A 17142-nucleotide genomic window follows, 5' to 3' on the forward strand; every position below is an offset into this window, starting at 1 on the left:
AAACAGATACAGGCACCCAGCAATGCCACCATTACAGGTGGCATTGAGGGATCAGTCAGAGGCGGTTATGTCGTGAGGATAGACTGCAGTTTCTGTGTCAGCTCGACTGCCTCACTACCCATAGGAGTGAGGTAGCCTCCGTCATCCCGCGTTATCAGGCCTTTGGCAAACAGACGCTCCGCTGCCTGCACGGTCTCGGGTGAGGCACCGCTTTTGTGAACCTTGATTCCAGCCTGCCCTGAAGAGGATTCAAACTGCGACAACAGATTTAGCTCGGCAATAGTGTCTGGAGAAAATGGCATGGTATTTCCTTGTCTGGTTTAGTGGTCAGATGCTTTGATTACGTTTTTCCTGATCAAGGGTCAAATCCCGCTCAGTTTCACTCCACTGCTCGGAAAGTGCATCATAGGCATCGGAGAAACCTTTTTTAGCTCGCTCCCATGCCGATGCCGAACTGGCTTTGAGTTCGTTATACCAGGCTTGCACCCGCTCACGCTGCTCACGCAAGGAGGCCAAACTCTCCTGTGAGCGGTCGCGCGCGACGCTGCTCATGTCGTCCCAGTTTTCTGAAAGCTCTTCCTCCAGTTCTGCAATTCGTTCGTCGAGCGCAGTCAGTGCTCGATTTATGGAGTCTTCCGCTTGGTCCTTCTGGTCGGCACCATATTTCTGTAGCGTTTCGCCAAGCTCCCGGGTTTCTCGCTTGAGCTCATCAACGGTTGAATCTGCTGGTTCAGCATGGAGAGGCCCCACAAGCATAAAGGAAGCTGTAACAAGCAAAGCACCGATACTGTGTTTCAAAGTCATAAATTACTCCAGGACCCGGTTCATAAAGAATAGCAGTAGCGCCACCATAACAATATCCCAACGGCCAGCTTATCTTATAAAAGCTTAATGAGCCGGCAACAAACCCTGTTTAAATCAATAAAAACATAACTTTGAACCCGGAAAATATAGGTAAAAAGCACACAGAAAGGATTCTGCCGCTGCTTGATATTTGTGCCTCCCCCAAACCTGTGTCACTTTTAAGTGGAAGCCAAACAAAGAGGAATGATTATGCTTTATTGGGCTGTAATCTGTCTCATCATAGCCATTATTGCCGGTGTCCTTGGTTTTGGGGGTATCGCGGGTACAGCGGCAGGTATTGCAAAAATTCTGTTCTTTATCTTTCTCATACTTCTGGTGATCTCTCTTGTTGCCAATGCTGTTCGCGGGCGGGGACCAAAGATCTAGCATTCCGGATGAATCTGATCAGAGTTTCGGCCCGGGCAACTGCAGCACGCCCGGGCTTTCCACCTCTTCCGGTAACATTTCACCGACAAGACGTAATATCATTTCTGCCCGGTAGCGCCGTATAATCTTTAATCTGCCTGATTTAATATAACGAACAGTAAGATTACTGATTACGCTTTCCGTGAGCAGCTGATGATAAGTCCCAAACAATGCATCCTACCCGCACTTATCGCTTTAATCTGGCTCTCTGCACCCGTTGCAGCAGACTCCATCAAGCGTATTGTGCATCCGGATGGAAGAGTTGAGTTTACCAACGTAAAAAGTAACAGCCCCGGGCGAGCTTCAAGCAAAAGCGAAACTGTATTCCGCTACACAGACGACAATGGCGTCGTTGCCTACACCAGTACCCGGCCTTCAGTGGCAGATTTCGATGTTATCAGCTTCCACTGCTACGCCTGCGACCCGGATTCTCATGTGAACTGGCGCACTACCCCACTGTTCGCTGGTCGCTACGAAACAGAAATCAAAACAGCTGCTAAAGAATATGGTGTTGACCCGGCACTGGTGCGTGCGGTGATTCATGCGGAGTCTGCGTTCAATGAAAAGGCAATCTCACCCGTGGGTGCCCAAGGGCTTATGCAATTGATGCCAGGCACAGCTCTGGAGGTGGGCGTGCAGAATGCCATGGTGGCAGCAGATAACATCCGCGGTGGTGTTACCTACCTCGCAAAAATGCTGGAACGCTTTAAGGGTGATACCAGGTTAGCCACTGCGGCATATAATGCCGGCCCAGGTGCCGTAAGCCGTTACGGAGGGGTTCCTCCCTATGCTGAAACCAAGGCTTACGTTGAGCGGGTCGGCATATTACGCGAGCGCTATGCCAGTAATTGATCAGATCACCGGAAGCCCCCTCCCTGAGAGCTTCCGGCCCCATCCTGAGTTTACTCAGACGCCGCAATCAGGCTGGCGTTGCCACCGGCTGCGGTTGTATCCACGCAAAGGTGACGCTCAATCACAAAACGCTGATCGAGTGTGTGCTCGGTGATCAGAGGGATCAATGCGCCATCGCGCTTGGCCAGAGCCTGGCGATACTTGCGCAACAGAGCCTGATTGGCACAGCTCACAACCGCCTCAAAGCCAACAGCGTTTACCAGCACTTCCGGATCCAGAAGCCCGTCAACGCCCACTAACGGCAACCCGGCCGGAGTGGCACGAGCCACAACATCTTCAACACCTGGGGCAATGACCACCACCTTGTTGCCCTGTGACAGTGCCATGGCAGCTTGTGCCAATGCCGTTTCCTTGTCTGGCCCCAAACACAGAACGGTTCCACGGGCGTGATTGGAAAGGCGGTTAAGCTCCCCGGTTGGCCCTGGCAACTCTTCCGGGTAGGCATCCAGAGGCTCTGGCAACTTACCGAAAATGGGTTCCATGACCTCAATTCTGGCTTTCGGAGCAGCAACGGAAAGCTTGCCCAGACTGCTGACCAGACCATCCAGTTTCTTACCATCAATGGTTTTCGCACCTGGCTCTGCCGGGCGTTCAACATTGGCACCTTTCAGGAAGCGTCGAACGTACTGTGGACCGCCGGCTTTGGGGCCGGTTCCGGAAAGACCTTCGCCCCCAAATGGCTGGGAGCCAACAATTGCGCCAATCTGGTTACGGTTAACGTAGGTATTGCCAACCTTGATGCGCGCGACAACCTGATCAACACGGTTATCAACCCGGCTGTGGATGCCAAATGTCAGCCCATAGCCTTTGGCGTTTATGGCATCGACAACCTTGTCGATATCTTTGGCTTCAAATGTAGCCACGTGCAGGATCGGACCGAAGATTTCTTCTTCAAGCTCTTCGATTCCGCTGACTCTGAGCACAGCCGGTGAAACATACAGGCCCTTTTCAGGCACCGGAAGTTTTTTCAGCATGCGGCCTTCGCGCTCAAATTTATCGCAGTGATCTATAATTTTCTTGCGGGCAGCCTCATCAATAACCGGCCCTACATCGGTAGAAAGCGCCCAGGGATCGCCTATACCCAATTCTTCCATAGCGCCGTAGAGCATCTCCAGCAGGTTGTCGGCTATGTCCTTCTGCACATACAGCATGCGCAGTGCGGAGCAGCGCTGGCCAGCACTCTGGAACGACGATGCCAGTACATCACGAACCACCTGTTCCGGCAGCGCTGTTGAATCCACAATCATGGCGTTAAGGCCTCCGGTTTCCGCCACCAGCGGTGCGTCCGGCGCCATGTTTTCCGTCATCACTTTATTGATGCGCTGCGCGGTTGCAGTGGAACCAGTAAAGCAGACGCCTGCAACTCTGGAATCAGACGTGAGGGCCGTACCCACGGTAGCACCCGTGCCAGGAAGAAGCTGAATAGCATCTCTTGGAATGCCGGCTTCGTACATCATTTCAACCACACGAACCGCCAACAGCGATGTTTGCTCCGCTGGTTTGGCAACGACTACGTTACCTGCCGCCAGGTTTGCAAGAACCTGCCCTGCGAAGATGGCCACAGGGAAGTTCCAGGGCGAGATGCAGCAAATAATGCCACGAGCTTCGCCATTATCTTTATTGCGAAGTCCCTCGTTAGCGTAGAACTGAGCAAAATCCACTGCCTCGCGAATTTCAGCAACACCATCCAGCAATGATTTACCGGCTTCCCGGGTCGTCAGCGCAAACAGTTCGTGCGCGTTTTCTTCCAGCAAGTCACCTACTTTGCGCACACACGCAGCGCGATCTTCCGCAGATGTGGCCGACCAACCAGTAAAGCCTTGCTCAGCCGCTGCAATGGCAGCGTTAACATCAGCCTCATTGGCATGGGTAATGTGCCCAACCAGATCTTCCGGGTTGGCCGGGTTTTTGACCTCCAGCACCTCTGTGCCAGTAGTGTCAGCCGCAATCAGCGGGCCACCCACCCATAGATGGGTGCGGAATGCTCCGCGACCGTCATTAATACGGGCAACGGTCACCGGGTCGGTTATATCCCAACCTTTTGAGTTGCGACGTTTGGCTCCGAACAATTCCGTTGGGCGTAAAATTGCCTGGCTGGACAGATTTTTCCCAAGCTTCTGGACCACATCAATCGGGTCCCTCGCAATTTCTTCGGGGGTAATGCTGGTATCTACAATCTGGTTAACAAAGGAGCTGTTTGCGCCATTCTCAAGAAGCCGGCGCACGAGATAAGCGAGCAGATCGCTGTGTTTGCCTACCGGCGCATAGATTCTGCAGGGCACGCCACTTTCGCTGAGAACCTGGTTGTGCAGAGATTCACCCATGCCGTGCAGGCGCTGGAACTCATAGTTCTTAAGACCCGCCGAGCTGGCCAACTCACGAACAGCCGACACAGAGTGGGCGTTATGGGTAGCGAACTGCGAATAAATGCGGTCACTCATTCCCACCAGTTTTTTGGCGCAGGCAATGTAGGCAACGTCACTGCAAGCTTTACGTGTGAACACGGGGAAATCCGTCAGGCCCATCACCTGGGCACGCTTGATTTCCGCATCCCAGTAGGCGCCTTTCACCAAACGCACCATGATGCGGCGATCAAGTTTTTCAGAGAGTGCATATAACCAATCAAGCGTGTGGGCAGCTCGTTTGGCAAAAGCTTGAACCACAACACCAAAGCCTTCCCAATTTGCCAGCGTGGGATCAGACATTATTGCTTCAATAACATCCAGAGAAAGGTCCAGCCTGTCCTGTTCCTCAGCATCAATATTAAAGCCCATGTTGGCTGCGGCCGCCTTTTTGGCCAACTCCAAGGCACGGGGAACCAGCTCATTCATTACCCGCTCTTTTTGGCCATATTCGTAACGGGCCAGCAGCGCAGAAAGCTTGACCGAGATACCGGGGTTTTTACGCACATCGCCTTTACAGTTTTTGGCAATGCTATCGATGGCTCGTGAGTATGATTCGTAGTAGCGACGGGCATCGGCGTCTGTACGCGCGGCCTCACCAAGCATGTCGTAGGAGTAGGTGTACCCCTTCGCCATGTAGGATTCCGCTTCGCTCTGAGCTTCTTCAATGTCGCGACCCAACACAAACTGGCGCCCCATTTCCTTCATGGCCTGGCCGGCAACCGTCCGAACAACCGGTTCACCTAGCCGCTTGACCAACTTGCGCAGAGTGTCGCCCACCGTATGTCGATCAGAATCCTTCAGCAGGTTACTGGTCATCAACAGCGCAACAGTAGTGGAGTTAATAAATGCCGAGGTGGCTTTACCTACATGAGCGCCCCAGTTGCCAGAGGTAATCTTGTCTTCAATAAGCGCATTAATGGTTGTGTTGTCCGGCACCCGTAACAGCGCCTCTGCCAGACACATAAGGGCTACACCCTCTTTGGTAGTGAGGCCGTATTCCGCAAGGAACTTTTCCATGATGGTGGATTTCGCGCTCTTACGAACACTGCGTACCAAATCAGCCGCACGGGCAGAAATCATTTTGCGATCGGCTTCAGACAACTGAGCGTCAGCAATCATCTCGTGGATGACTTTGTACTCGTCCTCGAGATAGTAGTCGCGAACCGCCTGCCGGCAGTTGGCTAGCTCGGGAGCCAATGATTGCTGCGATATCATAGTTGTACCCTCTCAGTTGTTTGTCTTTACCGCATTCTACCGACAACAGCATAGACTGTTTGACTGTAAGCGCCGTAAAGACCCGCCAATATGGCCATATTGACCTTCATAAATGTATTAATTCTCTGCCATGAATTACAATTTCAGCCGAATCGACCATGCACACCAGTTTGAAACTACCCAAAACCCTTGCGGCATATGGCATTTATAGCCTACAGCATAGTGCCCTTGTTCGAGACTTGCCCAAAAGTCGCGGATTTACGCTTGTACAGGACAGAACAACATGAACGAGCTGGATCGAATAGATCATTCCATCATTCGTGAGCTGCAGAAGAATGCGCGAATTACGGTTACAGAGCTTGCGTCGAAAGTAGGCTTATCCAAAACCCCATGTCAGGTACGCATGCGGCGGCTTGAAGAGCAGGGGTTCATTACTGGCTACACCGTGCTGGTGAACCAGACCAAGCTGGGGCAAAGCCATATCGCCTTCGCTCAGGTTACGCTGAACGACACCAGCAGTGAGGCGTTAAAGGCGTTCAATACCGCCGTAAAAAAAATAGCCGCCATTGAGCAATGCCACATGATTGCTGCCAACTTTGATTACCTGATGAAGGTGCGTACACGCAACATGGCGGAGTACCGGCAGGTATTGGGAGAACAAATTTCAGCCCTGCCCCATGTGCTGCAAACCAGCACCTTTGTGGTGATGGAGAATGTGAAGGATGCCGGGCTCTGAGCGTCCTACTTGTTGACCCTGGCCAAGCCCAGCGCCGACACTGTCAGGCCCAGCTCACCGCGATACATCGCATTACCAATACCCAGCACTATGTTCCCCACTGTAAAGTTGGAGGATACGGCGCTGGCGCCACCAGGCGAGCGAGACTCGAGAACAAGCACCAGCCGCAATAGATCCAGAAGGCGGATAACCAAATCGAGAGTACCGAAATCTTCAGGAGCTTCGTCGATTCGAGACATTACGTGGGCCTTGGCAGATTCCACAACAAAGGCTTCGTTGTAGGTTAAATGCTCTACGCCAAGGCATTTTATGGATTCGACACGCTGCTGCCGCTCACGCCTGATTGCCTCCATGCACACCTGCCCGGAGTTTTCTGGCAAATCGCCCTGTCGCAGTATGCCGGCAAGCCGGAAGTCCACCTTGCCTTCGCTTCGCATCTGTTCGTATTCGTTTTTCAGCTTCTCTTTGGCGTGGGGGTAATATCGGCGAACCGCCATTTCCCGGGCTCGCTCCAGATCTTCAGTTGTGGCCAGATTTACCAGTGAACTCATCACCCGCACGCAGTGGAGCAAGTGCTCCCAAATGGCGGGTTCAATGGATTCGGGGTTATCGGGAAGAACCCGTTTGATGGACACAAACTCGAAATAAAGAGCCGTGACCTTCTGCTCCGAGAAGTCAGAAGTGCGGATAATTCTACGCAGCCCCAGCTTTTCAATATCGCCCAGCAGGCTGGGAATCAGCATCAGAACGTAATGTTTCGCGCCTACCGATATTGGCATATCTGATTGCAGCTCCGAATGAAATATACCCATACCATAGCATCAAGCTGGCTCCCTCGCTTAAGGGAAAAACATCTCGGTTTTCAATCAGATTACTGTATATTATAACGGTCCAATTTACGATTCAGGGATGATAGCAATCGATGGCGACACAACGCTTCCGGTATTCCGCCGGCATTATCAAGAACGGCATTCCCATCATCATTGCAGGGCTTGTTCTGGCTTTTCTGGCGACCGCCTTCGTAGTGCTGAATCTCCCAAACCCCAGTGAATTAGACCTTACCCAGCTATACCTGGACGCAGAGGGTGAGGTCGATATTGAGGTGCAGCTCTTCGGCCTGGTACTTGGCGTAGTATGTATCGCCATGCTGGCCAATCGCAGAGTTCGCTTGATTCTGAATAACGAGAGCCTGGCTATTCATATACCCAAGCTAACCGGTCTTGGCTTTATGGGGCTTACCACTGGCACCCACCGCATTCCATTAGGCGCCATCGAAAGCGTGGAGCTGACGCCCGTTACGGGAATCCGGAACATTGGCCAGGCAATTCAACAGTCGAGACTTAGCATCGTCACCCGCGAAAAAACCTACTGCCTGCAGCCTTATAACTTTTTGATAGAGGGTGGTCCGGATCACCGCATGGGCTTTGGTTCTGTCTTTGGAAAATCCCGAACCAAGGTAGAGGCGCTGCTTATTGAGGCGCCTCTTGTTCAGGCTCTCTCCCTGGCAACGAAAGGCGTCAGCTTCACATCAACCCCCGCAGAAAGTACCGGGCCACTGGCTGGCCATTTCAATTTAATGCAGCACAAAGGCATGGTGATACAGATGGCTTTATTAGCTGGTCTGGGCGCATACGCACTCGTCGACTACCTGATGCTAACCAACTATCTGGTTGTCGGGGACATGCCAATCTGGCCCTTCGTTGCTGGTGGTCTTCTGGCGGGAGCTTTGGGTATTCGGCTAGGGAAAGGTGCGCCGCGGGCAGAGCATCTCGGACTCGCTATCCTGTTAGGTTTAATCACCGCTGCTGCAATCTACCCGGGTTTGCAGAGGTACACGCTTATTGCTTCCCAGGCGCCGGTCGAAATCACCTACCAAATGACCGAATCCGGATACTTTGAGCATGCCAGTTTTCCAGACATCGATCAGCGCAAAAGTGGTATTTTCGAGTATTGGGCAAGCCTGCCCCTGGGAGAAAACTATAGGTTTTCTCTGTATGAGCCGGTGGCGGGATTTGTGATGGTGGATATGGCGCCCGTTTACGCAAAAAGCCGGGCTTTTTATGAGGCTTCGGGGCAATAAGAAAACAGGCCGGCATCTTTTGCCGGCCTGCTGAAGTGCTTAAGCGCGGCTCAAAAACTTCCGCTCTTCCACGTTGATCTTGATGCGATCGCCCGTGGAGATATGCTCAGGAACCTGGACAACCAGGCCTGTTGCCATTCTTGCTGGCTTGGTACGAGCCGTGGCTGATCCACCTTTAACTGAGGGATCTGTTTCCTCGATATCCATTTCAACAATTGGCGGCAAAGCCAGAGCTACCGGCGCTTCACTCACCAGAATCACCATGATTCCCTGAGTGTCTTCATCGATATACAGCAGTTCATCAGCAATGGCTTCCCGGTTCAGGCTGTACTGAGTAAAGTCTTCGCTATCCATGAAAACATATTCATCGCCATCGGAATAGGAAAAGGTAGCTGGCCTGCGCACAAGGTCAGCAAGGTTCAGCATGTCGCTGTCTTTGAACGTCTCGTCGATCTTGTTACCTGTTACCACATCGTACATACGCATGCGGTAGAGACTGCCGCCAGCACGGCCCTGCGGAACAGAGCGCTCAATATCCTTGACGAAATAAACCCGACCTTCGTATTCAACTGCAGAGTTTTTCTTGATTTCACTTGCTCTAGGCATCTTTTAAAGCTCCAAAACAATCTCGAAACGCATCCATACCGGGCAAAAGCCGGCGTGCTTTACACCCGGTAATTCTACCCTCAGACGTGCCCTGCCGATACAGGGCAAGCCGATACTATAGGCCATTCAGCTAAAAGCTTCTTGAGGCTACAACCAGATTCCTATAAGAAATAGCAATTTGATGTAAGCTATGCACCATTGTGACCAGCATCTTTGCTCTGGCCTGTCTTCAGGCCAACGCACCGCGCATGGTCGGCACGCTGACGGCTAAACTGAAAGGTGTTATGAAAGTACCCAAGAGATTGCAACCCTTGGTCGACGACGGCCTGGTGGACGAAGTGCTTTACCAGCTTATGAGCGGGAAAGAGGCACAGGTTTACGTGGTGCGGTGTGGCGAGGAAGTGCGCTGTGCCAAGGTATTCAAGGAAGCAAAAAAGCGAAGCTTCAAGCAGGCCGTTGAGTATCAGGAAGGCAGAAAGGTGCGCAACACCCGCCGGGCACGGGCCATGAGCAAAAAGACACGCTACGGCCAGAAAGAACAGGAAGACGCATGGCTTAACGCCGAAGTGGATGCCCTGTACCGGCTTGCGGAAGCCGGCGTGCGCGTTCCGGAACCAAAAGGCTTTGTAGACGGCGTGTTGCTGATGGAACTGATTGCCGATGCTGACGGCAAAGCGGCTCCACGACTGGACGACGTAACCCTCACTGCGGAAGAAGCAAGGGACTACCACGGCCGGATTATCGCAGAGATTGTGCGGATGCTGAGTGCCGGGCTTATCCACGGTGACCTGTCAGAATTCAACGTGCTGGTCGACAGTAATGGCCCGGTGATTATTGATCTTCCCCAGGCGGTTAACGCAGCAGGCAACAACAACGCCGAGCGCATGCTGGAGCGGGATGTAGATAACATGCGCCGCTATTTTGCCAAGTTCGCCCCCGATCTGCTTGTGACCGATTATGGCAAAGAAATCTGGGCGCTTTACGAGCGTGGAGATTTGCAGCCCGACAGCAAACTGACGGGATGCTTCGAGCACGACACCGCCAGCGCTGATGTAGAAGAGCTTATGGCTGTAATTGAAGCCGCCAAAGAAGAAGAAAGAGATCGATTAGAGCGCATGCAACTGGACGACGAGGACTAGTTCTCGTCGTCCAGTCATTCACCAGGCAAGCCAGATAACATGCTTTGCGCCTTTGCCAGGACGGTGGGCGCGCACGGTTACTGCCTCTGCCGAAAGCCCGGCGCGCTTCAGGCGCTCGGTAAATGCAGGGTCCTGCCCGGCTGACCAATAAGCCAGAATTCCCTCCGGCCGCAGTGCTTCTTGTGCTGCGGCAATGCCAGCTGCTGAATACAACCAGTCATTTTCTTTTTGCGTCAATCCCTCAGGGCCATTGTCGATATCCAGCAAGATGGCATCGTAACTGGCAGGTGAAGCCTTGATAAGCTGCACCACATCACCAATATGCACCTTGGCACGAGGGTCTTTGAGCGGATACCCAGAAGCGCTGCCCAAAGGGCCAAGATTCCACTGCTCTACCTCCGGCACCAGTTCGGCAACGGTGACTTCTGCGGCGTCACCCAGCGACTGCAAGGCCGCTGCGAGGGTGAAGCCCATACCAAGCCCGCCTATAAGCACTTTTGGTGCGGGATGGTCTGTAATACGCTCACAGGCCAGAGTTGCCAAAGCATCTTCAGAACCGTGCAAGCGAGTGTTCATCAGCTCACCGCTTGTGCCGGCAATGCGGATAGAGAATTCATCGTTGCGCTGCAGTAGCCGCAACTGGGTGCCCTTACCAGGAATAATTGCAGTGCCTAGCAACTCAAAGCGAGCCATAAAAACCTCTGAAATGGATTCAGGCGCGCTCACCAAGGCGACGCCCAACCCATGAATGATACAGCCTCGCCAGCGTAGGCCGGATCAAGGGTAAGGAAATTAGCCATGCCAAAGGTTTCAGCAAAAAAACTCGCGACATAAGCAGTATGTAGGCATCCATCTCACGGTGAATTTCACCCTGATCATCTTTTACATGCAGCTCGCGGAGCGCCTTGTAGGGGTCTACCCCCTGCTGGCGTAGTTCCTCATCACGGCCGGTGATATCCAGCCATTCAACTGAGTCTCCGGTTCTTCCTGCCAGCTTTTCATACCAGCGTCGATCCCTGACACAAACGGGACATGAGCCGTCATAGAAAACAATCAGTTTACTTTGCGACTTACTCATAAGTGCCCTCCAGTCATAAAGAAAGCCTGAAAGGTACTCTATCACATCAACAGGTCCGACCTTGCTCAGGCAGCAGATTCCTTTCCTGAAGAAGCTGGATCACCCTGGTATTTGTTTTCACTACGGGCAACAATTGCCGTTCCAACCAGATCTCCGGTCACGTTCAGCCCGGTCGCGCCCATGCCAACCAGCGCATCAATGGATACCAGGAGTGCGACAGTTTCAATTGGCAAACCCACTTGGGCAAAAACTGTGGCAATCATTACGATGCCTGCGCCGGGAACTCCCGCTGTACCAATAGACGTAAGCGTGCCAATGAACACTATTTCAGCCATGGTCACCAGATCCAGAGGAATACCAACCACATTGGCCGCAAACACCGCAGAAATCGCGATACGGATTGCTGCCCCATCCATATTTATGGTGGCACCCAGCGGCAGACTGAAACCGTAAATTCGCTTGGGTATGCCCAGACGTCTTGCAGCATCCAGCGTCAGTGGTAGCGTACCGGAACTGCTCTGAGTGGCGAACGCCGTAGCCATAGGTGTGCGAGCTGCCCGGAAAAACTCGCGAATACCCACGCCATAAAACCGCATCAAAATGCAGTAAACAACCAGATGCACAGCCAGCGCAATATAAAGCACCATCACCATATCGCCCAGAGCCAATATGGTAGATATACCCTGCTCACCCGCCGTCTTGGCTACAATCGCGAATACACCGATGGGGACGTACTGAAGTACGCCAGCCATGACCTTCAAAGTGATCTCGTTAAGCCCTTCAACAACTTTATAAAGATGCTCGCCAAGCTCTGCATGTGCCTCACTCTCTCGCAGCTTCAGGAGCGCAATGCCAAACACAATGGCAGTGAAGATGATTCCCAAAAGGTTCAGCTCGGTGAACGCCGTAAAAATATTGTCGGGCACAATTCTCAGCAGCACACTCACAAACCCGGGGTTGTCCGGTACGTTTACTTCAGCGTTTTCGTCCAGAGCAATGCCGCTTCCCGGCTCAAGCAGAGTTGCCACCACCAAACCGACCACAATGGCCAAGGCTGAAGTCATCACGTAAAACCCGAACAGCTTCCGCCCAACCCGGCCCATGCTGCCAATATTGGCTTGATTGATGCCAACCATAAGCGTGAACAGTACGATAGGCACAATAAGAAACTTGAGCAGACGCAGCAGAAGCTCCCCGAAAGGCGCCAGCCAATCAGCTGCTTGCTGGCCACCGATCAGGCCCACGGCCACGCCCAACACCAACGCTATGCTTACGCGAAGAATGAGTGAAGAATTTAGGTATTTATTAAAGAGGGCTCTCATCAGATCGCCTTGGGTGAGGTTGATGAGTACAGCATAGTATGAGCTCCTTATCGGGGATGGCGCCGATTGTGGTGGAAATCGTCCGGCGGGTAAACCACAGACCTACGCCTGCAGTTGCCGCACATCCGCCAGAAACTGATCAACCACTGCCGGGGTAGTGGCCCAGGAACACATGAGACGAGCACAACCTCCGATAAAGTTGTAGAAGCGCCACCCTTTTGCCCGCAAAGCCGCCTGCAAAGGCTCGGGCATTTCTACAAAAACACCATTTATTTGCCGTGGGTAGCGGAGCTTGATGCCCGGCAACCCCGCCAGCCCGTCAGCCAGCCTTTTCGCACTGGCATTCGCATGGCGGGCATTGTCCAGCCACACGTTGTTCTCCAGCAAACCACACCAGGGCGCAGAGATATACCGCATTTTGGAGGCCAGCTGCCCTGCCTGCTTGCAGCGCCATTCAAAGTCCTCGGCCAGTGCCTTGTTAAAGAAAACCACCGCTTCGCCAAGGGCCAAACCATTCTTGGTCCCGGAGAAACACAGCACATCAACACCCACCTTCCAGGTGATTTCTGACGGATGCACATCCAGCGCCGCCACCGCATTCGCAAAGCGTGCACCGTCCATGTGGATATTCAGCTTGTATTGATCCGCCAGCATGCGGATCTCCCGAAGCTCATCCGGGGTGTAGATTGTGCCCACTTCCGTTGCCTGAGTGAGGCTTAGTGCCTTGGGTTTGGGGTAGTGAATGTCTGTGCGTTTGGTCACCAGGTGCTCAATGCTTTCGGGGGTCAGCTTTCCGTTTTCGCCCTGCCCCAGTAATAGCTTGGCACCATTGGAGGCGTATTCCGGCCCGCCGCACTCATCAGTTTCAATATGCGCCAACTCATGGCAGATCACGCTATGGAAGGATTGCCCTATGGACGCCAATGCCAACGAGTTGGCAGCCGTACCGTTAAATACAAAGTAGACATCGCAATCTGTATCAAACAAAGATCGCAAACCATCGGCCGCCCGCTGTGTCCAACTGTCCTCACCGTAGGCTGGTTCGTCTACCCGGTTTGCCGCTTCCATGGCCTTCCATGCCTGCGGACAAACACCACTGTAATTATCGCTGGCAAACTGTTCTGACCGTGACACGGCAGCACTCCTTCATCGGATGGCTAAACACTCTGGCTTTTGGTTTCGGCAATACCTTTGGCGGTTCGTTCAAAGGTCAGCGCTATACGCTCGAACATGCCCTCAACGGTTGACGTTTGTGCATCGGGTTCCCTGGCCGAGTGGATCGCCGCCAACAGTTCCGCACTCACCTCTCTGAACCGGGGGTTCTTTTTTCCTTGGGAACTCACAAGGTAGGTATCTGCAAGTACCTGCTGCCACTCGGCGAGTTTCGCATCTACCTCGGCACTTCGATGGTTCTCGATGCGCCTCCTCAGGCGAATGGACATGTGGCCTATGTTCAGTCCAGTGAAGCCCAGGTCTGTCATATGGCGACTGGGGTTACCCGACCCTTGATCGTAATTGGCTAACCGCAACAGGCGCTCCCCCATACGCCCGTTAAGCCAGTTCTCCGGCCGATTTTGATAATCAATGCTGGTCAGGTCGCGGGCGGTTGCTTTCAGCAATCGCCGCTGCATGAACTGCCCATCCAACGGGGTGATCAGCTTGAACACCCAGTAGAGAATGCTGATTCCCACAAACAGCCCCAGAGCATTGCTGGTGGCTGTATCGGCATTGAATGCCATGTGGTTGCCAGGCTGAACAATAAGCGTGAAGGGGATACAAATGCCTAAGCCATAAGGCAGGGTCGGGCGTTCGGCAAGGGCAAGCAGGCCGATGAAAAATGGCCCGGCAAGCACCAGCACCAATATCTCGAAATCCCCACTGCTTTTGGCAAGCAACCCCAACCCATAAACCAGTGCCACGGGAATCGCCACCACCACACTGAGTAACAGGCGCCGCAGCATGTTAATCAACACCGCCAGTGAAAACCGGGCAAACACAATAGAAAACACAACCGGCATGATCATCAGCATTATGGCTGCAGGGCTACCTGTGCTCATCCACACCCCTGCCCCAATTGCGAACACCACGGCTGTCCTGAAGCCATTTACTACGCCTATCAGGGGATCCCTGTGGGTTTTCAGCTTGGACGCTTTGAGCAGTGTCTGGTCGCGATTTTCCAGCGCATTATACGCTCGCAGTACCATAACCAGGTCCGCCACCAATTCCACTGCGGTTTGGGTGAGGCGTATAACGATGGCAGATTCGTTTACATAGGCCGCCTTGTGCTCCAGAAGCGCGCGCCTGAGTTCCTGAGCCTGGTTGTAGGATTCTTCGTAACTGGGCGCCTCTGCAATAGCAATGAACAACATCCGCATATCCTTGAGCAGCACACCAAACGCGGGCGAAACCAGTTCCGGATGGTTGCGGGGAAAGCGCCCCATTATCTGTGTGACCGCAAGCAGCGACATCACCTTGTTAACTAACAGATGTGCTGCCCGGCTGCGTCCCGGCCCTTCGGGCCCTTCATAGGCCACTGCACTGGAGTCATCGTTCAGTACAATCAGCGTTTCCAGAATCTCATCCGCATGCTGGTGGCGCTGTTCATGGGTACTCTTAGGGTCCAGCTCCAGCGAGAGGTATTCAAGCGTTTTGTTGATGACATTCCGGGCGTGATTTCGAAGGCTTTCCTTGACTGTGACCGGCCACAACAGCCGGCTGACCAACATGGCACAGAGGGCCCCCACGCTGATTTCGCTGATACGGGACTGGGCAATATCAAAGACCGCACGGCCATCGTTCGCATTGGGGTCCGCCACAACCATAATTACAACAAGGCCAGCCGTCATTCCCGACATGGCAAAGGCGTAGATAAAGTTGGCGTTATGCACCATAGACGAGGCTGCAGAGTTGAGGCCTATCCAGAGAGTGAGGCACGCAAGCGCCAGCAACGGGTATGGCATAAACAGCGCCAGTATTAAAATCCCCGCGCCGCCACCAACCACTGATCCGGAAATCTGGCACAGGGCTTTTTCAATCACCAATCCGCTCTCGGGGCGAATCTGCAGAAAGACAGCAGACACCACCGCCCAGTAGGGCCGATCAAGCTGCAAATACATGGATACAAACAACGCCAGCGCCATGGATATGACCCCTTTCAGGGCGAATATCACCGTGCGCCGGTTTGGGGTAAAGAGTTGTGTCGCAAGTTGTGGGAGCGCCAGGGATGCCACGTTGCTACTCTTCTTCCGGAGTGTTTTCCGTGTCTGTTTCCAGATAGATGGAAACCGTCATGCCCGCACTGATATTGAGATTGTCAGGGAATGGGTCAAGTGCAATATCAACAGGTATACGCTGAGCCAGCCGCACCCAGTTAAACGCTGCCTGCACTTTCGGCAACATAAGGCTGTCGCTGGTGGTGTTTGAATCTGCAATTCCGCGGGTAATGCTGACCACTTCACCACTCAGCTTTTCCCCGCCAGAAAGCAGAGTAATTCGGGCCTTTTGCCCAACATGCACTTGCTGCAACTTGGTCTCTTCAAAATACCCTGTCACATAAAAGGAGTCATTGTTGATAAGCGATAAAACCGCCTCCCCCCGGGCCACATAGTTGCCTCGCCGCAGGCTGAGGTTATTCACGATACCGCTTTCCGGCGCCAGCACTTGTGTTCGCTCCAAGTCGATTCTGGCCGTATCAAGTTCCGCTTGTGCAAGCTGGTAGCTGGCCTTCGCCGCCTCGGCACGAATACGATAAGCCTCAAGACTTTCCTCACTGATAGACTGAAGGTCAGCCATGCGCTGCCGGCGCTCATACTGATGCCTGGCCAAGTCCCAACCCGTACGCTCTTGAGCAAGCCGCGCATTGCTCTCGGCAAATTTTGCCCGGTAACGAGTGTCGTCAATTGTGAACAGAGGGTCACCCTTATTCACAAGTCGGTTATTTTTAACGCTCAACTCGGTTACCCAGCCCGACACATCGGGAGCGATCGTGATGACGTCTGCGCGAATTCGCCCGTCCCGTGTCCAGGGCGAATAGAGATAGTGATCCCATACCCAGGTTCCGGCAACAACCGCCGCAGCCACCACAAGCAATGTCAGTCCTATACGCCCTAGCCTTCCCATGAGAGCCCTTTAATTCGCAAACAGATAAACAATAGCAGCCAACCAGCAGACGAACGTTGCCACGTCGAACCAGGCTTTCTTCCAGATGTAGGTGCGCAGGCCTGTATAGTGCAAAACGCCCCGGGTGATGGCCGCCATAACAAACGCAAAAGGCACCAGCACCACAAACGGACTAAACAACATCCCACCAATACTCATCTCGTGAAGCATGTCATCCCTATTGCTGCTGCTCTGCCATCGTTTTTTTGCAATCAAGTGTCT

At 53.2% G+C, this 17142-nt stretch carries 17 protein-coding genes; 5 read left to right on the forward strand and 12 right to left on the reverse strand.

The features are described 5' to 3' along the window. Window positions 1–65 precede the first annotated feature (65 nt). Both RKA07_RS03220 and RKA07_RS03225 read right to left on the reverse strand, forming a co-directional pair. Window positions 66–302 (reverse strand): TIGR02647 family protein, encoded by a 237-nt coding sequence (locus RKA07_RS03220; protein ID WP_200202682.1) that lies wholly within the window; start codon window positions 300–302, stop codon window positions 66–68. A 25-nt stretch (window positions 303–327) separates the two neighbouring features. Next, complete coding sequence (locus RKA07_RS03225; protein ID WP_310965561.1) at window positions 328–804, reverse strand: hypothetical protein; 477 nt, start codon at window positions 802–804, stop codon at window positions 328–330. Window positions 805–1053: 249 nt separating this feature from the next. Between RKA07_RS03225 and RKA07_RS03230 the strand changes: the two genes are divergently transcribed. Further along, window positions 1054–1230 carry a DUF1328 domain-containing protein gene (locus RKA07_RS03230; RefSeq protein WP_200202786.1) on the forward strand — a complete coding sequence of 59 codons (177 nt, stop codon included), beginning with the start codon at window positions 1054–1056 and terminating at the stop codon, window positions 1228–1230. A 192-nt stretch (window positions 1231–1422) separates the two neighbouring features. Continuing rightward, entirely contained in the window at window positions 1423–2121 is a 699-nt protein-coding gene (locus RKA07_RS03235) for a lytic transglycosylase domain-containing protein (RefSeq protein ID WP_200202684.1), read from the forward strand. Window positions 2122–2171: 50 nt separating this feature from the next. Here the strand turns inward: RKA07_RS03235 and putA are convergent, their stop codons facing one another. After that, window positions 2172–5801 (reverse strand): bifunctional proline dehydrogenase/L-glutamate gamma-semialdehyde dehydrogenase PutA, encoded by a 3630-nt coding sequence (gene putA, locus RKA07_RS03240; RefSeq protein WP_310965562.1) that lies wholly within the window; start codon window positions 5799–5801, stop codon window positions 2172–2174. A gap of 283 nt (window positions 5802–6084) precedes the next feature. Here putA and RKA07_RS03245 point away from each other — a divergent pair, with 283 nt between their 5' ends. Next, the gene (locus RKA07_RS03245; protein ID WP_200369002.1) at window positions 6085–6537 is read left to right on the forward strand and encodes an Lrp/AsnC ligand binding domain-containing protein; all 453 of its coding nucleotides are present in this window, start codon (window positions 6085–6087) and stop codon (window positions 6535–6537) included. 5 nt (window positions 6538–6542) lie between these two features. Here the strand turns inward: RKA07_RS03245 and RKA07_RS03250 are convergent, their stop codons facing one another. Then, window positions 6543–7316, reverse strand: coding sequence for a hypothetical protein (locus RKA07_RS03250; RefSeq protein WP_200369001.1), 774 nt, complete (start codon window positions 7314–7316; stop codon window positions 6543–6545). A 143-nt stretch (window positions 7317–7459) separates the two neighbouring features. Here RKA07_RS03250 and RKA07_RS03255 point away from each other — a divergent pair, with 143 nt between their 5' ends. After that, window positions 7460–8617: a hypothetical protein gene (locus RKA07_RS03255; RefSeq protein ID WP_310965563.1), complete on the forward strand. Its 1158-nt coding sequence runs from the start codon at window positions 7460–7462 to the stop codon at window positions 8615–8617. Between the two features lie 39 nt (window positions 8618–8656). On the opposite strand, the gene efpL is transcribed toward RKA07_RS03255, so the two are convergent. After that, window positions 8657–9223, reverse strand: a complete 567-nt coding sequence (efpL, locus tag RKA07_RS03260; RefSeq protein WP_200368999.1) for an elongation factor P-like protein EfpL — start codon at window positions 9221–9223, stop codon at window positions 8657–8659. Between the two features lie 284 nt (window positions 9224–9507). Here efpL and RKA07_RS03265 point away from each other — a divergent pair, with 284 nt between their 5' ends. Next, a complete protein-coding gene (locus RKA07_RS03265) occupies window positions 9508–10362 on the forward strand; it encodes a PA4780 family RIO1-like protein kinase (RefSeq protein ID WP_310965625.1) in 855 nt (284 codons plus the stop codon). Between the two features lie 18 nt (window positions 10363–10380). Here the strand turns inward: RKA07_RS03265 and RKA07_RS03270 are convergent, their stop codons facing one another. From RKA07_RS03270 to RKA07_RS03300, 7 genes are all read right to left on the reverse strand, one after another. Next, window positions 10381–11055 (reverse strand): spermidine synthase, encoded by a 675-nt coding sequence (locus RKA07_RS03270; protein ID WP_200369583.1) that lies wholly within the window; start codon window positions 11053–11055, stop codon window positions 10381–10383. A 19-nt stretch (window positions 11056–11074) separates the two neighbouring features. Beyond that, the gene (locus RKA07_RS03275; protein ID WP_200202692.1) at window positions 11075–11440 is read right to left on the reverse strand and encodes a thiol-disulfide oxidoreductase DCC family protein; all 366 of its coding nucleotides are present in this window, start codon (window positions 11438–11440) and stop codon (window positions 11075–11077) included. A gap of 65 nt (window positions 11441–11505) precedes the next feature. Beyond that, window positions 11506–12762, reverse strand: coding sequence for a dicarboxylate/amino acid:cation symporter (locus RKA07_RS03280; protein WP_200368998.1), 1257 nt, complete (start codon window positions 12760–12762; stop codon window positions 11506–11508). A gap of 102 nt (window positions 12763–12864) precedes the next feature. Next, a complete protein-coding gene (locus RKA07_RS03285; RefSeq protein ID WP_200202694.1) occupies window positions 12865–13896 on the reverse strand; it encodes a threonine aldolase family protein in 1032 nt (343 codons plus the stop codon). A 23-nt stretch (window positions 13897–13919) separates the two neighbouring features. Continuing rightward, entirely contained in the window at window positions 13920–15992 is a 2073-nt protein-coding gene (locus RKA07_RS03290; RefSeq protein ID WP_310965564.1) for an FUSC family protein, read from the reverse strand. A gap of 4 nt (window positions 15993–15996) precedes the next feature. After that, entirely contained in the window at window positions 15997–16881 is an 885-nt protein-coding gene (locus tag RKA07_RS03295) for an efflux RND transporter periplasmic adaptor subunit (RefSeq protein WP_200202695.1), read from the reverse strand. A gap of 9 nt (window positions 16882–16890) precedes the next feature. Next, window positions 16891–17091, reverse strand: a complete 201-nt coding sequence (locus RKA07_RS03300; RefSeq protein ID WP_200202696.1) for a DUF1656 domain-containing protein — start codon at window positions 17089–17091, stop codon at window positions 16891–16893. Window positions 17092–17142 lie beyond the last annotated feature (51 nt).

The sequence above is a fragment of the Marinobacter xiaoshiensis genome (genome assembly GCF_031631795.1).
Taxonomy (GTDB): domain Bacteria; phylum Pseudomonadota; class Gammaproteobacteria; order Pseudomonadales; family Oleiphilaceae; genus Marinobacter; species Marinobacter xiaoshiensis.

Bases quoted from the DNA above. Each gene is read 5' to 3' on its own strand.
- RKA07_RS03275 (WP_200202692.1), bottom strand. From the start codon at position 11,440: ATGAGTAAGTCGCAAAGTAAACTGATTGTTTTCTATGACGGCTCATGT.
- RKA07_RS03265 (WP_310965625.1), top strand. From the start codon at position 9,508: ATGAAAGTACCCAAGAGATTGCAACCCTTGGTCGACGACGGCCTGGTG.
- RKA07_RS03255 (WP_310965563.1), top strand. From the start codon at position 7,460: ATGGCGACACAACGCTTCCGGTATTCCGCCGGCATTATCAAGAACGGC.
- RKA07_RS03300 (WP_200202696.1), bottom strand. From the start codon at position 17,091: ATGCTTCACGAGATGAGTATTGGTGGGATGTTGTTTAGTCCGTTTGTG.
- RKA07_RS03220 (WP_200202682.1), bottom strand. From the start codon at position 302: ATGCCATTTTCTCCAGACACTATTGCCGAGCTAAATCTGTTGTCGCAG.
- RKA07_RS03245 (WP_200369002.1), top strand. From the start codon at position 6,085: ATGAACGAGCTGGATCGAATAGATCATTCCATCATTCGTGAGCTGCAG.
- RKA07_RS03295 (WP_200202695.1), bottom strand. From the start codon at position 16,881: ATGGGAAGGCTAGGGCGTATAGGACTGACATTGCTTGTGGTGGCTGCG.
- RKA07_RS03250 (WP_200369001.1), bottom strand. From the start codon at position 7,316: ATGCCAATATCGGTAGGCGCGAAACATTACGTTCTGATGCTGATTCCC.
- RKA07_RS03225 (WP_310965561.1), bottom strand. From the start codon at position 804: ATGACTTTGAAACACAGTATCGGTGCTTTGCTTGTTACAGCTTCCTTT.
- RKA07_RS03230 (WP_200202786.1), top strand. From the start codon at position 1,054: ATGCTTTATTGGGCTGTAATCTGTCTCATCATAGCCATTATTGCCGGT.
- putA (WP_310965562.1), bottom strand. From the start codon at position 5,801: ATGATATCGCAGCAATCATTGGCTCCCGAGCTAGCCAACTGCCGGCAG.
- RKA07_RS03280 (WP_200368998.1), bottom strand. From the start codon at position 12,762: ATGAGAGCCCTCTTTAATAAATACCTAAATTCTTCACTCATTCTTCGC.
- RKA07_RS03270 (WP_200369583.1), bottom strand. From the start codon at position 11,055: ATGGCTCGCTTTGAGTTGCTAGGCACTGCAATTATTCCTGGTAAGGGC.
- RKA07_RS03235 (WP_200202684.1), top strand. From the start codon at position 1,423: ATGATAAGTCCCAAACAATGCATCCTACCCGCACTTATCGCTTTAATC.
- efpL (WP_200368999.1), bottom strand. From the start codon at position 9,223: ATGCCTAGAGCAAGTGAAATCAAGAAAAACTCTGCAGTTGAATACGAA.